Raw genomic sequence first — 20,482 nt, 5'->3', positions numbered from 1 at the left:
TAGACAGCAGCCCGGGCGGACGCAGGGCGACGTGGCGAGGGACTTCCCCTCCTGCGTCGATCCGGTGACAATCTGGCATCGCCTACCAGAGGCAGGGCTGCACTCCAACTCGCCTGATGGATAGGCTCACGGGCATGGTCAAGTGGGAGTACGCGACGGTGCCTTTGCTCATTCATGCCACCAAGCAGATCTTGGATCAGTGGGGTGAGGACGGCTGGGAACTGGTCACGGTCGTGCCCGGCCCCCAGGGTGGGAACCCGGTTGCCTATCTGAAGCGCCCCCGAGACTGAGACAGGTAGAGGCGATGACTGGACGGATCGAGGCGCGGCTCACCGAACTCGGCTACACGCTGCCCCAGGTGGCGGCGCCGGTGGCGGCGTACCACCCGGCGGTGCTGGACGGCGACTACGTGTACGTGTCGGGGCAGCTGCCGATGGTGGACGGCGCCCTGCCGCTCACCGGCCGGGTGGGCAGCGGTGGTGGTGACGGGCTGGTCAGCCCGTCGGAGGCGAACGGCCTGGCCCGGGTCTGCGCGCTGAACGCGCTGGCCGCGGTCCGGTCGGTGATCGGTGACCTGGACCGGATCCGGCGGATCGTCAAGGTCACCGGCTTCGTGGCCAGCGACTCCGCCTTCACCGGGCAGCCGCTGGTGATCAACGGGGCCAGCGAGTTCCTGGGTGAGGTCTTCGGCCCGGCCGGGCAGCACGCGCGCAGCGCCGTCGGCGTGAGCACGCTGCCGCTGGGGGCCCCGGTCGAAGTAGAGATGATCATTGCCGTCCGGCCCTGACCGGGCCGGCCAGGCCGACGGCGCCGTGGACCGGCGTCGTCGGCCTTGACCCGATCAGGGGTGGGCCAGGCCGTTGCTGCTGCTCAGAACGCCCCGGGTGATGGTGGTGGCCAGGTCGATCACGTCGGCCGAACCACCGTTCAGCACCGCCAGATCAGGCAGGTCCGGCACCGGTTCGAGGGACTGGCGGGGAGTGGCCTCGGTGAGCACCGCGCTGATCTCCTGGGCCAGTTGACGCCCGGCATCGGCCGCCCGCAGGGCCAGCCTGAGCACCGTGGAGGTGGGCACCCCGGCATCGCGCAGCGTTCGCATCAGCTCGTAGGCCTGTGCGTCGACCAGCACCGAACCCCCGCCGGACAACGCGCCGACGGTCTCCCCGTCCAGCCGTCTTCTTCCCCGTTCGACCGCTGTCGGTCCGGCGGCCTGCCACAGGGCTCCCGTGGGCCCCAGGTCCTCACCCCGCGCAGCGGCATCGATGATCATTTTGAGGGGCAGCCCGGCGTCCCGTAGTTGCCGGATGTCGCGCAGCCGGCGTAGATGGGACTCCTGATAACGGGACGTGCGGCCCACCCGAGTCGGTGGGGCGAGTAGTCCCTTGGTCCGGTAGGCCCGCACATTTCGCGGGGTCATACCGGCCGCCGTGGCCAACTCCTCGATCGTGAAAGTGTCCTGCGCCCCCATCGTCATCCCCGTGTCGGCGGGCAGAGCGCCGTCCGCCCGCAATGTAGTCAAGCGCTCATTGACGCCCCGTCAAAGAGTCGATCGCTTACAGTGACCACCGTACTGCCTTTGGCCGAATGGGCATTCACCCAAGGTGCAGCGAATATCAGCCGACTGTGCAATTACGCACCTAGTGCGCTTCCACTTCGGGAGGGTCCGGCGCCCTTAGCATTCCGGTGTGCCGAATACCCCGGACGACACGACCGGCCCGAATCCCGCGTCGGGCGCACCCGCCGATCCCGGCAGTCAACCATGGCTCGGCGGGGCGGTGGGCGAGGAGGCATTCTGCGTTCTTGCCGGTAATCCCGGCCCGATGACGCTGGACGGGACCAATACCTGGATCCTTTCGGCGCCGGGTTCGGCCGAGGCGGTGGTGGTGGACCCCGGGCCGGACAACGAGATGCACCTGAGGGCGGTGCTCGAGGCGGTCCGGGCGCGGGGGGTCGAGGTCGTGCAGACCCTGCTCACCCACGGCCACTCCGACCACAGCGCCGCGGCGCGGACATTCGCGCAGCTCACCTCGGCTCCGGTGCGGGCGCTCGACCCGGCCCACCGCTACGGCGGCGAAGGGCTGCAGGACGGTGACGTGATCCAGGCGGAGGGGCTACGGCTGGAGGTCGTCGCCACCCCGGGGCACACCACCGACTCCCTGTCGTTCCTGGTGCCGCAGAGCCGGATGCTGCTCACCGGAGACACGATCCTGGGCCGGGGCACCACCGTGGTCGCCCACCCCGACGGCCGGCTCGACTCCTACCTGGCGTCGCTGGAACGGCTGGGCGAGCTGTCCGGCTCGGCCGAGCTGACGCACCTGTTGCCCGGGCACGGTCCGGTGCTGGGACGGCCCGGCCTGGTGGTCGACCACTACCTGAAGCACCGGCGCGAACGTCTGGAGCAGGTGCGGGCCGCGGTCCAGGCGGGCGCCCGCACCGCGCGCGAGGTGGTCAAGGTGGTCTATGCCGACGTGCCGCGCGCCGTCCGCCCGGCCGCTGAACTGAGCGTGCGGGCCCAGCTCGAATACCTGGGTGTGCCGGACCGTGAGCAGCCGCGGGGCTGGCGGCGGATCCTCGGTCGGTGACCTGCGGCAAACGCGACGATGCCCGCCCGGTGTCAGCACCGGGCGGGCATCGTCAGAGCCGGGTTCAGCGCGCGCGGCGCCGCATCCGCTCCACGTCGATCAGCACCACGGCCCGCGCCTCCAGGCGCAGCCAGCCCCGCGAGGCGAAGTCGGCCAGGGCCTTGTTCACCGTCTCCCGGGAGGCGCCGACCAGCTGGGCCAGTTCCTCCTGAGTCAGGTCGTGAGCCACCCGCAGGCCGTCGTCGGTGGGCCGGCCGAACCGCTCGGAAAGATCCAGCAGCGCCTTGGCCACCCGCCCCGGCACGTCCGAGAACACCAGGTCGGCGAGGTTCTCGTTGGTCCGCCGCAACCGCCGGGCCAGGGCCCGCAGCAGCTGGCGGGCCACGTCCGGGCGGCCGGTCAGCCAGGTGACCAGGTCGTCGTTCCCGAGGCCGATCAGCGACGTGTCCGCCACCGCGGTGGCGGTGGCGTTGCGCGGGCCGGGATCGAACAGGGAAAGCTCACCGAACATCTCGCCGGGGCCCAGGACGGCCAGCAGGTTCTCGCGTCCGTCGCCGGAGGCCCGCCCGAGCTTGATCTTGCCCTCGACCAGGACGTACAGCCGGTCGCCGGGATCGCCCTCGTGGAAGAGCACCTGGCCGCGGGCGACGTCGGTGGGCGCCATCGTGGCCCGCAGCGCTGCGGCGGCTTCGTCGTCGAGCGCTGCGAACAGTGGCGCCTGACGAACGACGTCGTCGTCCACCTGTTCCTCCTCACACGCCGTCCGGTACCGGACGGCCTCATCAGTGAGGCATCATGCCCCACCAGCACGCAGTTTGCCGCACCCCCAGGCCGCGCTTACACCTGGGGCCGAAGAACGGTCACCCAAAGTGCGTCACCGATGCGCTCCGTGGCCGGTTGGCCGGAGGGCGCGACAGTTCGGTGCCACCACCGGGGAATGTTCCCCCCATCATGGCGGAAAGCCGTGTGAGCTGTGGAATCGGGTCCACTTCGGGTCCACTTCGGGTCCACCGGAGAACTCAGGCCAGGGCTCCGGTCCGGTGGGCGAGCATGCTCGCCGCCTCGGCGGTGACCGCCTCCAGCATCTTCTCGTAGCGGCTGAGTTCCTCGAGGGCGCCGCGCAGCCGGATCAGCAGACCGCCCTCGCCGGCCCGCACGTCGGTGGGGGCGATCCCGATCAGCCGGCGCAGGTTGGCCGGCGGGTCGCAGACGGTCCCGTAGAGACCGGGCGGGGTGAGCGGCTCGTCCAGGTCGGCGACGGAGGCGACGGCCAGGTCGATCCGGGCGAGGATCAGCCGCCGCCAGTGGTCGACGTCCCGCCGGGCGGCCACCAGGGCCCGGTGGTACTCGGTGAGCTGCTCCAGCGGCATCGCCGAGAACGACAGGGCGGTGAGTGGATCGGTCAGGCCCAGGGCCACCTTCTCTCCTCTCCCCGGGCGGCTGCGGAACGAACGCAGAGGCGCGGCGGTACGGTGCGGGACCGGGACTTCGGCGACCGGATGATCGCCCCGGCGGTACGCCTGAGTGTTCGTCGGTGGCACGACGGCGCTTGAGCCGGGCACCGCCCGCTCACACTCCCGGCGGACCTCGGCCGCAGCCGCTTCGGGTATGCAGGATGACCTGCGAAGATGCCGGTCTCGACCATCCGGGTGGCGAGACCCGACCGGTGAGTAGCGATCAGGCCGCGCGGACCGGCCGGGCCCGCCGGGCGAAGACACGGTTTGTCGGTGGTGGCGCGTACGCTGGCCGGGTGACGATGGGCAAGGGGCAGCGAAACGGGCAGAAGGCCGTGGCCGTCGAGAGTCCGGTCGCGCTCACCCGCCGGGCGCGCAAGATCCACCGGCTGCTCACCGAGCGCTATCCGGACGCGCACTGCGAACTCGACTTCACCAGCCCGCTCGAGCTTCTGGTGGCCACGATCCTGTCGGCGCAGAGCACCGACAAACGGGTCAACCTGACCACCCCGGCGCTGTTCGCCCGCTACCGCACCGCCGCCGACTACGCCGCCGCCGACCGGGCCGAGATGGAAGAGATCATCCGGCCCACCGGCTTCTTCCGGGCCAAGACCGACTCGCTGCTGAAGCTCGGTGCCCGCCTGGTCGAGGAGCACGACGGTGAGGTCCCCGGCCGGCTGGAAGAACTGGTCAAGCTGCCCGGGGTCGGCCGCAAGACCGCCAACGTGGTGCTGGGCAACGCCTTCGGTGTCCCCGGCATCACCGTCGACACGCACTTCGGCCGGCTGGCCCGGCGCTTCGGCTGGACCGCCTCGGAAGACCCGGTCCAGGTCGAGCACGAGATCGCCGCCCTGTTCCCGAAGAAGGACTGGACGATGCTGTCCCACCGGCTGATCTTCCACGGCCGCCGCACCTGTCACGCCCGTAAGGCGGCCTGCGGGGCCTGCCCGGTCTCGGCGCTGTGCCCCTCCTACGGCATCGGCGAGACCGATCCGGTGAAGGCGGCCAAGCTGCTGCGCGACTCCGCCTTCGGCGCGGTTCCCGCGTGAGCCCTCAGGCCCCTCCGTCCTGGCTCGACCGGCTCGCCGAGGCCGTGGCCAGACCCGGGCAGAGCTCGGCCTTCGACAATCCTCTGGCCCCCGCGCCCGACGCCCGGCACTCGGCGGTGCTGGTGCTCTTCGCCCCGGGCGAGCGCGGTCCCGATGTGCTGCTCACCCAGCGGGCGGCCACCCTGCGCGCGCACGCCGGGCAGGTCGCCTTCCCCGGCGGCCGGGTCGATCCCACCGATGCCGGGCCGGCTGCGGCCGCGCTGCGTGAGGCGCACGAGGAGGCGGGAGTCGATCCGGCCGGGGTACTGGTCCGGGCCGAGTGCTCCGAGCTCTATCTCAACGTCACCAACTTCCGGGTCACCCCGGTGATCGCCTGGTGGCCCGAGCCGGGCCCGCTGCGCCCGGGCGACCCGGGTGAGGTCGAGCGCGTGGTGCGGGTGCCGCTGGCCGAGCTCACCGATCCGGCCAACCGGTTCGTGGTCGGCTACCGGGGCCGCCAGGCCGGTCCCGGCTTCGAGGCCTCCGGCCTGTTCATCTGGGGCTTCACCGCGGCGGTGCTCAGCTGGGCGCTGCAGCTGGCCGGTCTGGAACGCCCGTGGAACCCCACCCGGATACTTGAGGTCCCTGAGCAACAGGTGCGCCTACCCTCGCGTCAGGAACTTCGCAGGGATCTTTCCGAGCAACAGGGCCTGAGTTCGCAGGACGCGGCCGGCCAGGACGAGGTGGACGTACCATGATCGACATCATCCTGGTGCTGATCATGCTCGGGTACGCCATCTCCGGCTTCCGCCAGGGCCTGGTGGTCGGCCTGCTCTCGCTCGGCGGTTTCGTCGGCGGGGCGCTGCTGGCCATGTTCTTCGTGCCGCAGCTGGTCTCCGGGCTCGAGCAGGGCACCCGCCGCTCGATCATCACCCTGCTCGCGGTCATCTTCACGGCCTGGGCCGGGCAGTTCATCGGGGCCATGATCGGCGGGCGCATCCGGCAGGCCGTGCCCGAGGGCCCGGTGGCCCTGGCCGACCACATCGTCGGGGCCGGCGCCGGGGTGCTGGCGGTGGCCCTGGTGCTGTGGTTCGTGGCCGGGGCGGTCCGGGGCGGCCCCTCCGAGCAGCTCTCCCGCACGGTGGCCGAGTCCAAGGTCATCGCCACCATCGACGATCTGGTGCCCACCGGTCTGGTGGGCGTGGCCGACCGGTTCCGCGAGGCCGTCGGCTCGAGCAACTTCCCGCGGGTGTTCGCCGGGGTCGAGCCGGAGGACATCGCCCCGGTCGAGGCCCCCGACCAGGCGCTGACCCAGAGCGAGGCGGTGAGCAAGGCCCGGCGGGCGGTCGTCAAGATCACTGGTGAGGCCAACAGTTGCGGCCGCGGCCAGGAGGGCAGCGGCGCCGTCATCGCCCCGCAGCGCGTGGTCACCAACGCCCACGTGGTGGCTGGGGTCGACGAGCCCCGGGTGCAGGTCGGCGGCGAGGGCAAGCGTTACCGGGCGCGGGTGGTCGCCTTCGACCCGGTCCGCGACCTGGCCGTGCTGGCGGTGCCGAAACTGCCGGTCGAGCCGCTGCAGCTCACCGGCGACCTGGAGCGGGGTGACGACGCAGTGGTGGTCGGCTTCCCCAACGACGGCCCGTTCAAGGTGTCCCCGGCCCGCGTCCGCTCGATCGTCCGGGCCAGCGGAGAAGACATCTACGGCAACGAGGGCGCGATCCGTGAGGTGTACTCGCTCTACGTGAAGGTGCGGCCGGGCAACTCCGGTGGCCCGGTGCTCGACCCGGCCGGCAACGTGGTGGGCGTGGTGTTCGCCAAGTCGCTCGACGACCCGAACACCGGCTACGCCCTCACCATGGACGAGGCCCGCGAGACCATCGAGGCCGGCGCAGGGCAGTCGAAACGGGTCGACAGCGGGGAGTGTGCGCAGGGCTGAGCAGGCCCTGCCGACAGCCCCCAGAAGCCGAGCCGGCCACCCGTCCTAAAGGCTCTTCAACCATTCCAGCAGCACGCGAGTGACGTGCTCGGGTGCCTCTTCAGGCAGGAAGTGGCCGGCCCGGGGGACCGATTCGAACCGCAGCGGGCCACTCACCTGGCGGTGCGAGGCAAGAACGCTGGGCAGCAGCACGAACGGATCCTCTTCACCGTGCAGGCTGAGCAGGGGCACGGAAATCGGTTCTTCGAGCGCCGTTGAGAAGCGTCGGCCGTCGCGACGGGGCAGCGAACGCAGCGCCCATCGGTAGTACTCCATCGAGCTGTGCGCCACGAACGGCACCCGTATGGCCCGGCGATATACGTTCAGGCATTCTTCGTCGGGGAACGCGCTGCCCGAGCCCGACCACTCGCCCAGTAGTTCCGCGACCAGATCCTGCCGGGTCAGCCAGCGCTCCGGGCGCATCGGCAGCTGGAACTCCAGCACCCGCCGCCAGGCCCGGCGTTGACGGGCGTCGCGGGCCAGCGCCCGCCGCATCACCAGGGGGTGCGCCATCGACAACGCGGCCACGGCCCGGGTCTGCTGCGGCGCCAGACCGGGCATCGACCAGGCCAGCCAGCCTCCCCAGTCCTGCCCCACGATCACCGCTTCGGTCTCCCCGAGGGCTTTGATCACCCCGGACACATCGGTCGCCGACGTCATCGTGTCGTAGCCGCGGGGAGGCTTGTCCGACGACCCGTAGCCACGCAGATCCATCGCAACGGCCCGGTACCCGGCGTCGGCCAGAGCGGGCAGCTGGTGCCGCCAGCTCCACCAGAACTGCGGAAAGCCGTGCAGCAGCAGCACGAGCGGCCCATCACCCATTTCGGCGACGTGGAAGCGCGAGCCGTTGGCAGCGATGAACCGGTGCTTCCAGGGGCCACGGATCAGCGTGTCGGCAGAGTCTGCGTACAGCGCGCCGGCCGGCTCCAGGGCCGGGCGCGGGGTCTCAGCCCGCTCCGGCTGCTGGACGTCGGTGGTGGTGGACCGGTTCCGGCGGATCTTCACCGGTCAGGCCCGGGTCACGAGCGAACGCTGCCCTTGACCGCCGCGAGCGTCTGCTTGGTCGAGGCGATCGCGCGCTCGGGCGGCTTGATCTTCTTCACCTGGAGGAACCCGATGAACCCGAGCAGACCCGCGATCAGCAGCAGACCCAGCGTGACGATCAGGAAGGCCAGCCATCCCGGCAGTCCGAAGCCCACCAGCGCGTAGCCCACGGTGATGACCATCGTGATCACGCCCAGGAAGGCCAGCACGCCCGCCGCCGCGAACATGCCGGAGGCCACCGCGCCGCGCTTGACGTCGTCCTTGATCTCGGCCTTCGCCAGCGCCACCTCGTAGCGGACGAGCGCGGAGAGGTCCTCGCTCGCCTGGGCCACGAGCTGGCCTATCGTCCGGTCCTCGGCCATCTGCAACTCCTGCGGTCAATCCCCCTCGCGGCCGGGCCACCGCGACCGGATGAGCCTATTCGACCCTTCCTGGTTTGTGCCGGTCAGGAGGGTCCCCGTGGTGTCGCTCTTCTGACCTCCGCCGACCAGGCCTTCGAGGGGAGCGCCTTCTCTCCTGGGAAGAAGTCGGTGCTGACGTCGCCGTTCTCAAGCTCCCAGGTGCCCACGATCCGCCCGCCGGACAGAATCACCGGGGCGATCCAGCCCGCCGCCTTACTCACCAACGCGCGATGCTCGCTGGGCAGCATCCAGACGTCTTTGGTTCCGGCGCCCAGCACGTAGGCGTCGAAGGGGCCGAGCAGATGGACGTCGCGGCTGGGTTTGGTGGCGGCCAGTTCGTCTACGTGCTCGGACCGGATCAGAGCCTTCTGCCCGTCCACCTCTACCTCGGTGAGTTCTTCCCGCAGGGAGGCGAACCAGCTTCGCAGTGCGGGTTTCTTCGAGACCCCACGGGTGAGCCAGGCATCGAACGTCTCGGGGGTCGCCGGGCCGTAGGCGCTGAGATAACTACTGATGACGTCGGGCGCGGCGGCTTCCGCGGTCGGCAGCCCGGGCCATTCGGGAACCACGGTGGAGGGAGTGGTGAAGGTGATCCGGTTGCCCCGGGTCTCGCCGTGGCACAGAGCGCCACGCCAGGCCAGGGGTTTGAGCAAAGCACCCCAGCCGGAGCGCAACTCGTCCTCAATCTTCTTGAACTCTTTGTGCCGCAACAGTTCGGTGACCAGCTCCTCGCGGGTGAGGGCGGTGCCCTGCAGGATCTCGCCGACGGCCTCGGTGAGCCGGTCGATGTCGGCCGGAGAAGCTCCGAAGGTCTTCTGCCAGCTCGGTTTCGTCCAGCTCCGGGCCTCGGCGACCAGCGCGAGACAGCCGGCCACCCGATCGGCCCGACACAGGTGCAGCGTGCCGCGCATCGCCCAGGTCTTGATCAGCGAACCACGTTCCAGACCGGTGGCCACCCCGCTGGTGTCGGGCTTCTTCTGCCGGGAGGCGATCGTGGTGTGCGCAGCCGAGGTCACCTGCATCTGCACCCCGCAGAGCCGGGCCACGACCTCCTCCACGTCCGCGCTGGTGCGCGGGCTGAGGAACTGGCGTTTCAGTCGCCAGGCCAGCACCTGGGCTGCGGTGATCTGCACGGGGCGAGTCTGATCGACGTTCACTCGCGGTGACAAGCAGTCAACAGTTCCGCCGGGTGCACGAACGCGTATGTACGCGGTTGTCCGGCGTATTCACCACCGCCGGGAGCCGGTGATTGAGTCGTCCAGGTGATCGAGATTCTTTCCGCGAACGCCGCGCAGACCGAGAAGCAGGGACGACCGGCGGCTCCCAGCCTGGAAGCGGTGCGCAACGCCGGGGACTTCGCCCTGCGGATGCCGGTGAAGCACGGCGGCACCTGGGCCGACGCCACCACCACGGTGCGCCGGCTGGCCGAACTGGGGCGCGCCTGCCCGTCGACCAGCTGGAACGTGGGTACCTCGGCGGTGGCCAAGACGCTTGTGGTGACGAGCCTGGGTGATGATCTGCCGCCGGCCTTCGCTGCCGACCCGCACGCCCAGGCCTGCGGCACCGGGGTGCCGTCGGGGCGGGTGGAACGGGGCCCGGACGGGACCCGGGTGAGCGGATCCTGGAAGAGCCTTTCCGGCTGCGAGGACTCGGTGTGGGCGGCAGTGGGGGTGATGGACGGCGACCGGTTCTCGCTGGCCCTGCTCCCGGTGTCGGACCTGAAGATCGAGCACACTTGGGACGTCGCGGGTATGCGGGGTACGGGCAGCCACACCGCGGTGGCCGAAGGGGTTGTGGTGCCGGACGAATGGGTCTTCCCGGTTTCCCTGCCCGGCCCCCAGGCCGACTTCACGTTCTACGGGCTCACCGCCCTCGCACCGGTCGTGGGGGCCACCCGTGGGGCTCTCGACCTGATCGACGGAATGTTCGCCTCGGACCGCAAGCCCTACATGTCGACGTATACCCGGATGGCCGAGTCACCCGGCGCCCGTCACTGGCTGGGGGAGGCCACCCGGACGACCCTGCGCGCCGAGCGTGCTCTGCTCGCCCTGGCCGCCGAGGTCGACTCGGGTGATCTGACGCCGGCGGACGGACCCCGGATCAGCGCCGAGATGTCGGCTGCCGGCCGGGACTGCCGCCAGGCCCTGGAACTGATGCTCGACCTGCACGGGACCAGCGGCTTCGCCACCAGCAACGCCCTTCAGCGGTTCTGGCGCGACGTGGCCGTGGGCAGCCGTCACCCGCACCTCAACCCCTACCTGGCGGCCGAGCGCTTCGGGGAGGATCGGGCGGCTTCGTAGACTTATGGCATGGATCAGGTCAGCGCGGCAATGGCCGGGGCCCGGGTGGGTGAGGCCGGCGCCCGCTGGTTCGGCGGCTCCGGGGCCGGCTGGGGCGCCCGGTTCGATAGCTTCGAGGGCCTCGGCTTCCATGCCGTGGTCTCCGGCTCCGCGTGGCTGCTGACGGCGAACGGCGGCTGCGTGCTCCTGGAACGCGGCGACGTCGTGCTGGTCCCGAGCGGCGTCGAGCACGCGGTCAGCCGGGAACGCCGCCCCCTGCGCGAGGTGCCCCTGCTCGAGATGGGCCCGCAGGCCCCGCCCGGAGGCCGCTTCGACGTCGAATTCGTCTGCGGCGCCTATCGTCTGGGGCGAGGGCAGGTGCACCACTTCCTGCGCGACCTGCCCGACGTGATCGTCGCCGCGTCGTCCCGGGCCCCGGAACTGTCCGCCCTGATCTCGGTTCTGCTGCAGGACCTTTCCGATGAGCAGGCCGGCACCAGCGTGACCCGCACCGCCCTGATCGACCTGATCGCGGTGCACACCCTGCGGGCCTGGCGTTCACAGAGCGCCGAACCGGCCGACTTCGAGGTGGCCGACGCTCAGGTGGGCCAGGTGCTGAGGGCCATCCACGAGAATCCCCAGTCCCCGTGGACGGTGCAGCAACTCAGCGACCGGGCCGGCCTGTCCCGCACCGCCTTCAGCCGCCGCTTCGCCGCCGAGACCGGCCGCTCGCCTATGGCCTACCTGACCGCGCAGCGCCTGACCAGGGGCGCCCGGCTGCTCTGCGACACCCCGGCGCCCCTGGCCACAATCGCATCACAGGTGGGTTACTCGTCGGAGTTCGCCTTCGCCAATGCTTTCCGGCGGGAGTTCGGGGTGTCGCCGGGGCGGTATCGGCAGGAGCATCAGCGGGTGCTGGGGTTGCCTGCGGTGGCGGCCCCGGACGCGATTTGAACGCGTAACCACCCGCAAGCAGCTAGGAGCTCTACCTGATTGAGCTACCGGGGCCGAAGGGATCGTAAGGGATCTTCCGCTGTGGACACGACGACGCCCTCATCCGGTGGTGCTGGATGAGGGCGCTGTGGTGTGTTCTGGACCGGAGCCACCTGTCGGACTCGAACCGACGACCTGCTCATTACGAAACCACGCCTGATAATGCGTCTGACCTGTGAGGATGCCCAGGAATTGGTAGATGGGGGCAAACCTGGGGCAAAGGGTGCTTGGCATACCGGACCCGGTAGGTGCATTGATCCATCAAGCTTAGGACCGGGCAGCCATCCCCCAGTGCCGAGCTGACGCCAGGAAGACTCTGACAGGCTCAGGGTATCGGTCCGACGGTTTTGCCATGATTAACGTCCTTTGGAACGTGCAAGTAATAGAGGACGGTGCAAGAGCCACGGGTCGGTCCGTGATATTTCCCAAGGTAATTCGTATCCTTCGGATGTTGATCGACCAGGCATCAGGGGAGGGGCGGGCGGGCTATGTCCATCGCGTTCGTCTTATTCTTTGTATATGGCATACCTGTCCTGACCGTGCTTCCCGCCATCGTAGCTAACACCACCGAAGTGGGGAAGAATCGCCTAATTTATTCTTTTGAACGGGTACGAAGACGAATCGATCTAACAAGGACGTGGCTATGGTTGCCGTTGGCCGCCTACTTGGTAGGTGTCATCGGAAATATAGGTGTCTCATTATTGGTCGAAGATATCAGGAAAAAAGACTATTTGGGGCCGGGGGCAAACGTGCTGCTGGCGGGGATCTTGGCGCTCCAAGTGACCGCACTCATCGCTGTTTTCGCCCTTGATTCCATTGATTCCAGGGGTAGGGCAAATACGGTTGCTGGCCTATATGCGGAGTTGCGTCATTTAAGCGATTCAGGCCAAGAGGATCGAATCCGAAGCAACCGCCAGGCCTATGAGTCTGCCTTGGATTCACTGTGCCGGAAACCCAGCAGGTCGGCGCGACGTGAGAAGGCAGCGTTAAAGCGAGTTTCGAAGACAGATGACTGGGACTGGACAGTCCCCCCAGTGTTTGGATTTCTTTCGTGGAATCCGCCTGGACTGGGTCGACCAGTATCTACTCGCCAGGTCGCCTTATCAGCGGTCAGGCGACTCCTCAATTGGCTCGTGATTGCTTATGCATCGATGATCTTGTTTACTTGTCTGGTCGCAGCATCTGACGTTGATGATGTTCGCAAGAAAGCAGTTCTATCAGTGATTGGCGTTTCTCTATTCGTTTGGTCCGTGGCCTGCATCTGGGTCAGCGGACGGGCATGGCTGATTTGCGAGGCAAGGCTTGCGCGGGAAAGACAGTGGGTAGAGTCAGAGGTCCGATCGCTCCTTCTTATACCTGAGAGGAAGGATGTGGGTGGCCGTCCACTGCAAAGCAGCCTGGAGTTTCATTTCCGTGGAAAGCGGGTTTTGCTCTCATGGGGCCCTTAGTGATCCATATCTTCAGACTCAATCACCCGCCGCATGTGATGGCGACGGGTTTGGACTGAACCATATTTGAATGCAGCACGGTCGGCTACTCCTTTGATCGAACCCACCTAGGGCGGCTACGCCGTCGGGTACTGACTTCGATCTTATGGACCCTTGCGGATGGTTTGCGAGTCAAGTGATCAAACTTAGTGGGCACAGGGACTCCCCCGGGATGCGGATTTCCTAGTGTCGGAACTCGTCCGCTTCTTTCTATGTACCAATCATCCGACCATCTCCTATAGTCGTCATCTTTGGCATGCACGGTGAGGTGCCCCCCGCGAGTCCATTTATCAAAGTTCTTGCGGATCCGTTCTACTTCTTTAAACATGTGGTGTACGGACTTCTCGTTGAATCGCTCAAGCCCGAAAAACATCTCCATGTCGAGGTCGTAAACGTCCTCTTCGGGCCGCCCTTTAAGACCCTCAAATGAGACGGTAACCTTGTATCGGAGCGGTAACTTCTCCTCGCGTCGAGATATGGCTGAGTCGAGTAGAAACTCAACGATCATGCCCGGTGGCATTGTGCTAAGACCATGCTTGAATATGTACTTATCGTCAATGTTGCGGAATTGTTTTGAGCGCTCTAGCGGCGGATCGAAGCTGATGCGGACGTTTTTGGCAATGGTGCTACCATAGTTTTGTATTCTTATGTTGAAAAAATGGTGGATTACCGGGCTTGGTTCGATGCTTACGGCGACGAAGGGTCGAGCTTGATCTTCCCGTAGGTCTCGGGCGTGTATTACTTGTCTATAGGCAATTATTGCGGCGACGACTGCAATCACCATCGTGCTCATCGTGCCAAAAGCTTCCCACTGGTCGGGTGACCAGTGTCCGTTTATATCGCCAATAATGCCCAATGTGCTTCCTTTGTCGCTGCCCTGATGTTTGGGCGCAGCCTATCCATTAATCGTCTGAATCGCCGCCCTTCGCGTATGTGCGGCTTTAGTCGAGGAACTAACATAAAGCTCCGGCCGCGCCCGGCGCTGGTAAGCCATCAGCGCTGTGGACGCGGCCGGAGCCTTTTGCCGTGACGCGACTCGACGGAGGGAGGTCGGCGCGTCACGATGGTTGCCCCCACGGTGCCGGGACCCCGTGTTCACCGGCACGGTGGGGGCGGTTGGTCGGGCAGTCCGGTTGGTTGCGAGCCGGTGCGGGCTGCCCTGCTTGCTGGCCGCCGTCCGGAGCCAGGTAGGCGCCTGGTTCCGGACGACGGCGTTTCCCCTGCGCGCCTCGCCGGCCTACCCCCGTTGGAGGACGGCGACCAGGGGAGTCTGTGGGTTATTCGAGCGGGGAGACGTACGCGTAGGCCGGGGTGCTCTGGCCGTCTCCGAAGGTGTGTTCGACCTCGGCGATGCGTTCCCATCCGAGTTTTTCGTAGGTGCGGATCGCGGCTTTGTCCTTGGCCATGACGTCTAGGACGGCGCGCCGTCCGAGCTTGCGGGCGATCTCGGTAGCCGAGTCGGTGAGCCGCGCGCCGAGGGCTTCGCCGCGTGCCTCGGGCGAGATGAAGAGGCGGCCGAGGACGGCGATCGCGTCCATCGGCTGATCCTCGCGGCGTGACCACTCGGTGGCTGCGGCGTCGGCCTCGGTGGGGTAGCTGAGCATGACGTGCCCGACGACCTGGCCGTCCTTCTCGGCGGTCAGCGCGGCCAGTTCGTTGTCGGACTTGAGCCAGGCGATCGGGTCGGCGACGCCTTCGACGGGGTAGCCGTCCAGCTCGTGGACGCGGACTAGGAGGTCGCCGAGGCCGGGAAGGTCGTCGGCGGTGCGGGGGCGGATGCGGGAGGTGGTCTGGGTGTCTGCCATGTCGCGTGATCAGTCCTCTACAGCCATCGAGTAGTCGAGCCCGGTCAGGTCGGATCGCATGATGAAGTTAGTTACCTCGAAAGGCTTTCCGTCCTGGTCGATGCCGGTGTGAACGACATCCAGGACGGGAACGCCGGGGGGAGTGCGCAGGATCGCGGCTTCGTCGGGTCTGGGCATCCGGGCAGAGATTTCCTCGCGGACGCGGGTGATCTGGTGGCCGAGCTCGGCGAAGCGGGCGTAGATGCTTCCGGTACCGGTCTTGGCGTCGGTGGCCAGGACTGAGCCTTCGGCGATCGACCAGGGGATGTAGGTGATCCCGATCTGAACGGGCACGTCATCGGCGTAGTAGTGGTTGACCCGCTGCACCACGGACTCGGTGTGCGGATCGACGGCCAGGCGCTCGGCCACGATGGCCGGCGGAACGGTGCGGCTGATGTCGGGCACGTCCACCCGGACGGTCTTGCCCTGCTTGAGTGCCTCGGCCCGGAACGGTGAGAGCCCCGTCTCCCGACGCGTCCGTTCGCTGTACCGCTCTGCGCCGAGCCGGATCATCCGGACCTGCTTGCGCACGTAGGCGCCCGAGCCGTGCCGAACGTCGACCAGGCCCTCGGTGGCCAGGATGTTGATCGCCTCGCGGGCGGTGTTGCGGGCCGCGCCGTAGGTGGAGGCCAGCACACGTTCGGAGGGCAGCTTGGCGCCCTCTTCGTAGGTGCCATCCGCGATGGCCCGGCGCAGAGTCTCGGCGATGCGACGACTCGGGGGCTGTTCGCGCTGCGTGCTCATGGGTCTCTGACCTCTCCGTTCGGTCCCGTGATCGGGAGTCTAGGCGATCTGGCTCAAGCCACTTGTTGACGTGCGGGCGCACGTGTCGCTATAACTGGCTCAAGCCAGTTAGTGGCTTAAGCCAGTTGCAACGGAAGGGGAACGTGATGCATTCCTGGCGATCACTGAACGGGCCGAGCCGGGCCGAGCTGCGCCAGATCGAGGCCGAGTGGCCTCTGATCGCAGCGGAAATCGCCGTGGTCGATGCCGAAATCGCGTTGGCCATGACCGATGACGCCGACTCGGAGCTGGGTCGCCGTCGTCTGGACCAGGCCGTAACTGGTGCAACCGAGCTGCGGCACCTGATGGCGGGTGAGCCGGGGGAGTGGCTCAACGGTGGACCACTTGGCGGTGCGGCGTGAGTTCAGTCAGTGCGCATATCCGCAGTTCAACGCCCCGACACGCCTCACCGGTCCTACGCCGGATTGGCGCTGGTCTTCTCGCGGCGGTGATCACGGCCATCCCGACCACGCTCACGCTGCGGGCCGTGACCGGCGACCAGCCGGAGCGGACGGATCGGCCGGTCTACCGGGTGGTCGAGTCGCGGTGCTTCAACGGGGCGGTTCATCAGGGCATCGACACCGGCCGGCCGGATGGGCTGCTTCTGGCCAAGAACACGGGGGTGAGCTGCTGATGGGCACCCGCAAGAAGCGTCCGGATGAGTACGCCTATCAGGCCGCCGAGGCGATCTGGAGCCTGAATCACTCGACGCGTGAGGCCAACGGATACCGCGAGGCGTACGAGGTGGACGCCGTGATCGGCCACCTCTCGACGGCGGTTGACGGCATGACGCAGTCGCTTTCGCAGATTCAGCGATGGCTATACGCACAGGAGAAGGCGGGACGCCTCGGCCACGACGAGGACGGCGACACGGCCGCCGCAGTCGAGGCCCTGTCCGGAGCGATCCTGCGGGCTGCCGCCCGGATCGAGGCACTGGACAACGGACTGAGCGACATGCGCCGGGTGTCGGCGCACCTCAAGACCATCACGCCGGACCAGGGAACGGAGCCCCGAGCATGAGCATCACCACTGAGGTTCAGGAGGACAAGTCGCGCCGGGCCTGGCCGGTTCTGTTGCTGGCGCTTCCGGCGTTCGTGGCGATCTGGTCCGGGTGGGTCGAGCTGGGACGGCTGACCGGGTTCGGTCCGGTGTCCCCGCTGCCGGGCATCTGGGATGAGGCCACGATCGATACGGCGATCACGCTCCCCATCGGCGTTGAGACCTACGCCGCGTATGCCATGTACGTCTGGCTCGCGCTCGACGTGACCGAGCGGGCGCGTCGGTTCGCGTGCGTCTCGTCCATCGGTTCCCTGGTCCTCGGCGCCGCTGGTCAGGTGGCTTACCACCTGATGGCTGCCGCAGGGATCGAACGGGCGCCTTGGCCGATCACTGCCCTGGTCGCCTGCCTGCCTGTTGCCGTGCTCGGGATGGGCGCGGCCCTGGCACACCTGGTCGCCGAGGTTCCTGTGACTGCCTTTGCCGACCAGGCCGCGGACCAGGTCGAGGACGGAGAGCACTACCAGGACGACGCCGAGGCCAGGACTGAGCGGGCCGTGGTGGTCAACGCGCTACGGGAGCGCCATCCCGACTGGTCCGCCGAGGTGATCGCCGGGACCGCCGAGGCGATGGCATCGGCCGAGGCACTGCCGGCCCCTGCACCGCGTATCGCTCTGGTCGAGACCGCCCAAGGTGAGCCGACCAGCGTTGCCGAGGCGAGCGTCCCCAATCGGCCGGCTAAGCGGAACCGACCCCGCACCGGTGCGCGAACCAACGCCGAGAAGGCGATCGCACTGCGGGAGCGGCACCCGGACTGGACTGTCGCCCGGATCGCCCAGCGCGTCGGCGTCACCGAGCGGACCGCGCGCCGCTACTTCACCGCTCCCGCTGCAGAGGAACAGACCGACCTGGCCGCCTGAGCCAAACGCACTGCGGCCCGCCCTGCCCTGAATCGGGCGGACCGCCACCCCGGGAACCGCTGAACACCCTCGGAAGGGGAATCCACGGATGAGCGCCACCCCCGAGTACGGCACACCTCCCAACAACGACCGTGACAATCACAACGACCGAGGCCAGGAGGCCGAGGTCGTGGACCTGGCCGCCGCCCGAGCGCGCAACGCCGCACCGGACACCCGACCGGACAACCAGGCGGACACGCGACCGGACAACAGCCCGGACACCGAGGCGGACATCGACCCGGACACCGATGAGGCAATCGAGGGGACGATCGTCCCGGCCGGAACTGGTCCTGGCACTGAGTTGGTGGACAGTCCCGAGGCGCAGAAACGTCCCGGGTGGTCGCTGGCTGGAATGAGGGACGCGGAGCGTCGCCCGATCGTCCCCTCTTGGGTTCGGTCGCGGGCTGAGTTCGGATCGAACGCGGCTTGGGCTGCTGGTCTGGCCGGTCACACGGTCGCCTATCACGGTGTCCGGGTACCGAAGTACGGCGCGCGGATTGCGGTGCGGGCACCGCGCGGGGCGGCCCGCCTGGTCGGCGTCTACTCGCGTTGGTGGTTCGACATGGAGGGCGAACCCGTCCGTCAGTCCATCGTCCGGGCCGCCGTCTCTCGACCAGACGAAGCACGCACCTACGAACGCCTGTCCGCCCAACGCGACCGGCGCGTTCGTTGGCGCTCGATGGTCTCGGCGATGGTGGCCGGCCTCTGCCTGGCCGTCCTGATCGCGGCCCTCATCCTCCCGGCCTGGATCGTCTGGACCACCCTGGCCCTGGCCGTGCTGGCTCTCGGGATCTACGGCGCACCGGCTGACCGGCCGCTGCTGGACACCGCCGTTGTCCGGACCACGGTGACGCCGTTGACCTCGGATCAGGTGGTCGAGGCCCTGGGCCGCCTGCGGATCGTCGGGATCGACAAGGCGCTCCGGGAAGGGGACACCGGGCGGGGTTGGTTCGCTGCGCCGATCGTGCGGGAGAACGGCACCGGATGGCGGGCCGACATAACGCTCCCGCCCGGTGTCCTGGCGTCCGAGGTCGTGGCCAAGCGGGAAGAGTTGGCCGCTGCCTTGGCCCGTCCGCTCGGGTGCGTCTGGCCCGAGGTCAACGCCGACATCCACCCCGGACGGCTGGTGCTGTTCGTCGCCGACCGGGACATGTCCAAGTCTCGGCAGGCTGCCTGGCCGCTGCTCAAGTCCGGGCGCGTGGACCTGTTCAAGCCCGTGGTCATCGGGACCGACCCGCGCGGCCAGGTCGTGAGCCTGACCCTGATGTTCGCCTCAATGATCATCGGTTCGATTCCTCGGATGGGTAAGACGTTCACGCTGCGCCTGGTCCTGCTGGCTGCGTGCCTGGACCCCCGGGCAAAGGTGCTGGCGTTCGATCTCAAGGGCACGGGCGACCTGTCCACCACCGAGCCGGTGGCCCACCGCTACCGGGCGGGAGATGAGGACGAAGACATCGCCTACGGCTTGGCCGCCATGCGCGAGCTGCGAACCGAGCTGCGGCGCCGGACCAAAGTGATCCGGGACCTTCCCCGGGACATCTGCCCCGAGAACAAGGTGACGCCCGACCTGGCCGACCGGAAGTCGCTCGGGCTGGAACCGATCGTCTGCGGTGTAGATGAGTGCCAGGTCTGGTTTGAACACGCCCAGTACGGGGCGGAGTTCGAGGAAATCTGCACCGACCTGGTGAAGCGGGGACCAGCGGCCGGCATCACCCTGATCCTGGCCACGCAGCGGCCCGATGCCAAGAGCATCCCGACCGGTATCTCGGCGAACGCCGTGCTGCGGTTCTGTCTCAAGGTCATGGGATGGCGCGAAAACGACATGGTGCTCGGTGATTCCATGCACGCCGCCGGTATCGCCGCGACGATGTTCTCTCGCCGGGACCGGGGCATCGGTTACCTGGCCGGTGAGGGCGACGACCCGACCATTACCCGTACCCACTACATCGACGGCCCGGCCGCCGAGCAGATCATCACCAGAGCCCGGGCCATGCGAGAAAAGGCCGGCACTCTCACCGGCTACGCCCTGGGCCAGAACCTCAACACGGAGGCAATCCGCCGAGACACCTTGCTTGACGACATCGCCGCCGTACTGCCCGAGTCCGCCCCGAACGCCTGGTCCGAGGTTGTGGCCGAGCGCCTGGTCGAACTGCGGCCCGACGTTTACCCCCAACTCACCAAGGAACAGCTCACCGCAGCGCTCAAGCCCTACGGCGTCGTCACCCGCCAGGTCTGGGGCACCGATACCGAGACCGGAGAGGGGGCGAACCGTCGCGGTCTGAAGCGCCCCGACATCCTTAGGGCGATCACCAAGCGTGACGCCAGCAAGTAGTAACCCGGCCCTGAAACGGGCTGCGGAAGGCCGCTAGGTCTAGCACTACCGCCCGCTAGACCTAGCGGCACCGCTAGCACCTCATCCCACACCTGATCTGCGCCCTAGTTCCTAGCGGCGCCTACCCCGTCACGCCCAAAACCAGCTTGTGGAGGCCGAAAGTGCACAGCCCCATCGCGCTAGCCATCCTCGCCGCCCTCGGTTACGGAACGTACTACCTGTTGGCCTGCTCGGCGTTCCCGTTCGCCAGTTGCCGCCGCTGCCACGGCTCGGGCAAGCACCGCAACCCGTTCGGGGCCGGCCACCGACTCTGCCGCCATTGCGC

Annotated in this window: 21 protein-coding genes, 1 tRNA gene and 1 pseudogene; 13 read left to right on the top strand and 10 right to left on the bottom strand. The window is 68.0% G+C overall.

Features of this window, described 5'->3' with window-relative positions; translation table 11 throughout:
* Positions 1–134: 134 nt before the first annotated feature.
* Entirely contained in the window at positions 135–290 is a 156-nt protein-coding gene (locus LWF15_RS10925; RefSeq protein WP_232810325.1) for a DUF4177 domain-containing protein, read from the top strand.
* Between the two features lie 14 nt (positions 291–304).
* Positions 305–787 carry a RidA family protein gene (locus LWF15_RS10920; protein WP_232810324.1) on the top strand — a complete coding sequence of 161 codons (483 nt, stop codon included), beginning with the start codon at positions 305–307 and terminating at the stop codon, positions 785–787.
* 54 nt (positions 788–841) lie between these two features.
* Here the strand turns inward: LWF15_RS10920 and LWF15_RS10915 are convergent, their stop codons facing one another.
* Positions 842–1,519: a MerR family transcriptional regulator gene (locus LWF15_RS10915; RefSeq protein ID WP_232810323.1), complete on the bottom strand. Its 678-nt coding sequence runs from the start codon at positions 1,517–1,519 to the stop codon at positions 842–844.
* 301 nt (positions 1,520–1,820) lie between these two features.
* Here LWF15_RS10915 and LWF15_RS10910 point away from each other — a divergent pair, with 301 nt between their 5' ends.
* On the top strand, positions 1,821–2,582 hold the full coding sequence (locus tag LWF15_RS10910; RefSeq protein WP_232810322.1) for an MBL fold metallo-hydrolase: 762 nt from the start codon (positions 1,821–1,823) through the stop codon (positions 2,580–2,582).
* A gap of 64 nt (positions 2,583–2,646) precedes the next feature.
* On the opposite strand, the gene LWF15_RS10905 is transcribed toward LWF15_RS10910, so the two are convergent.
* Both LWF15_RS10905 and LWF15_RS10900 read right to left on the bottom strand, forming a co-directional pair.
* Positions 2,647–3,324: a Crp/Fnr family transcriptional regulator gene (locus tag LWF15_RS10905; RefSeq protein WP_232810321.1), complete on the bottom strand. Its 678-nt coding sequence runs from the start codon at positions 3,322–3,324 to the stop codon at positions 2,647–2,649.
* A gap of 277 nt (positions 3,325–3,601) precedes the next feature.
* Positions 3,602–4,000, bottom strand: coding sequence for a hypothetical protein (locus tag LWF15_RS10900; RefSeq protein ID WP_232810320.1), 399 nt, complete (start codon positions 3,998–4,000; stop codon positions 3,602–3,604).
* Between the two features lie 338 nt (positions 4,001–4,338).
* Between LWF15_RS10900 and nth the strand changes: the two genes are divergently transcribed.
* The 3 genes from nth to LWF15_RS10885 are packed head-to-tail and all read left to right on the top strand — an operon-like array spanning position 4,339 to position 7,000.
* On the top strand, positions 4,339–5,085 hold the full coding sequence (gene nth / locus LWF15_RS10895) for an endonuclease III (protein WP_232810441.1): 747 nt from the start codon (positions 4,339–4,341) through the stop codon (positions 5,083–5,085).
* A complete protein-coding gene (locus tag LWF15_RS10890; RefSeq protein ID WP_232810319.1) occupies positions 5,082–5,822 on the top strand; it encodes an NUDIX hydrolase in 741 nt (246 codons plus the stop codon). The genes nth and LWF15_RS10890 overlap by 4 nt, the downstream gene beginning before the upstream one ends.
* Positions 5,819–7,000, top strand: coding sequence for a MarP family serine protease (locus LWF15_RS10885; protein ID WP_232810318.1), 1,182 nt, complete (start codon positions 5,819–5,821; stop codon positions 6,998–7,000). The genes LWF15_RS10890 and LWF15_RS10885 overlap by 4 nt, the downstream gene beginning before the upstream one ends.
* A 45-nt stretch (positions 7,001–7,045) precedes the next feature.
* Here the strand turns inward: LWF15_RS10885 and LWF15_RS10880 are convergent, their stop codons facing one another.
* The 3 genes from LWF15_RS10880 to LWF15_RS10870 all read right to left on the bottom strand — a co-directional run bounded on the left by LWF15_RS10880 (position 7,046) and on the right by LWF15_RS10870 (position 9,617).
* On the bottom strand, positions 7,046–8,044 hold the full coding sequence (locus LWF15_RS10880) for an alpha/beta fold hydrolase (RefSeq protein ID WP_232810317.1): 999 nt from the start codon (positions 8,042–8,044) through the stop codon (positions 7,046–7,048).
* Positions 8,045–8,058: 14 nt separating this feature from the next.
* A complete protein-coding gene (locus tag LWF15_RS10875) occupies positions 8,059–8,445 on the bottom strand; it encodes a phage holin family protein (protein ID WP_232810316.1) in 387 nt (128 codons plus the stop codon).
* A gap of 83 nt (positions 8,446–8,528) precedes the next feature.
* Complete coding sequence (locus LWF15_RS10870; RefSeq protein ID WP_232810315.1) at positions 8,529–9,617, bottom strand: winged helix DNA-binding domain-containing protein; 1,089 nt, start codon at positions 9,615–9,617, stop codon at positions 8,529–8,531.
* Between the two features lie 129 nt (positions 9,618–9,746).
* Here LWF15_RS10870 and LWF15_RS37460 point away from each other — a divergent pair, with 129 nt between their 5' ends.
* Positions 9,747–10,784, top strand: a complete 1,038-nt coding sequence (locus tag LWF15_RS37460; RefSeq protein WP_232810314.1) for an acyl-CoA dehydrogenase family protein — start codon at positions 9,747–9,749, stop codon at positions 10,782–10,784.
* A 9-nt stretch (positions 10,785–10,793) separates the two neighbouring features.
* Entirely contained in the window at positions 10,794–11,717 is a 924-nt protein-coding gene (locus LWF15_RS10860; RefSeq protein ID WP_232810313.1) for an AraC family transcriptional regulator, read from the top strand.
* Here LWF15_RS10860 and LWF15_RS10855 read toward each other — a convergent pair.
* The 4 genes from LWF15_RS10855 to LWF15_RS10840 all read right to left on the bottom strand — a co-directional run bounded on the left by LWF15_RS10855 (position 11,699) and on the right by LWF15_RS10840 (position 15,831).
* Positions 11,699–11,771: transfer RNA gene (locus tag LWF15_RS10855), tRNA-Lys, on the bottom strand. The genes LWF15_RS10860 and LWF15_RS10855 overlap by 19 nt on opposite strands.
* Before the next feature lie 1,518 nt (positions 11,772–13,289).
* A complete protein-coding gene (locus LWF15_RS10850; RefSeq protein WP_232810312.1) occupies positions 13,290–14,036 on the bottom strand; it encodes a hypothetical protein in 747 nt (248 codons plus the stop codon).
* Between the two features lie 484 nt (positions 14,037–14,520).
* Positions 14,521–15,048 (bottom strand): GNAT family N-acetyltransferase, encoded by a 528-nt coding sequence (locus LWF15_RS10845; RefSeq protein WP_232810311.1) that lies wholly within the window; start codon positions 15,046–15,048, stop codon positions 14,521–14,523.
* Between the two features lie 9 nt (positions 15,049–15,057).
* Entirely contained in the window at positions 15,058–15,831 is a 774-nt protein-coding gene (locus LWF15_RS10840; protein WP_232810310.1) for a GntR family transcriptional regulator, read from the bottom strand.
* A gap of 146 nt (positions 15,832–15,977) precedes the next feature.
* Here LWF15_RS10840 and LWF15_RS10835 point away from each other — a divergent pair, with 146 nt between their 5' ends.
* The 5 genes and pseudogenes from LWF15_RS10835 to LWF15_RS10815 all read left to right on the top strand — a co-directional run bounded on the left by LWF15_RS10835 (position 15,978) and on the right by LWF15_RS10815 (position 20,157).
* Positions 15,978–16,232: a DUF6284 family protein gene (locus LWF15_RS10835; RefSeq protein WP_232810309.1), complete on the top strand. Its 255-nt coding sequence runs from the start codon at positions 15,978–15,980 to the stop codon at positions 16,230–16,232.
* A gap of 86 nt (positions 16,233–16,318) precedes the next feature.
* Positions 16,319–16,504, top strand: a complete 186-nt coding sequence (locus LWF15_RS10830; RefSeq protein ID WP_232810308.1) for a hypothetical protein — start codon at positions 16,319–16,321, stop codon at positions 16,502–16,504.
* Positions 16,504–16,890, top strand: a complete 387-nt coding sequence (locus LWF15_RS10825) for a hypothetical protein (protein ID WP_232810307.1) — start codon at positions 16,504–16,506, stop codon at positions 16,888–16,890. The genes LWF15_RS10830 and LWF15_RS10825 overlap by 1 nt, the downstream gene beginning before the upstream one ends.
* A 26-nt stretch (positions 16,891–16,916) precedes the next feature.
* Positions 16,917–17,324 (top strand): annotated as a pseudogene (locus LWF15_RS38125) (ABC transporter permease); the annotation flags it as partial.
* A gap of 550 nt (positions 17,325–17,874) precedes the next feature.
* Positions 17,875–20,157 carry a hypothetical protein gene (locus tag LWF15_RS10815; RefSeq protein ID WP_232810305.1) on the top strand — a complete coding sequence of 761 codons (2,283 nt, stop codon included), beginning with the start codon at positions 17,875–17,877 and terminating at the stop codon, positions 20,155–20,157.
* Positions 20,158–20,482: the final 325 nt, after the last annotated feature.

It is taken from the genome of Kineosporia rhizophila, from assembly GCF_021277265.1.
Taxonomy (GTDB): Bacteria; Actinomycetota; Actinomycetes; order Actinomycetales; family Kineosporiaceae; genus Kineosporia; species Kineosporia rhizophila.
Note: the sequence above shows the minus strand (reverse complement) of the source record. Positions and strands in the feature narration are given on the sequence as shown.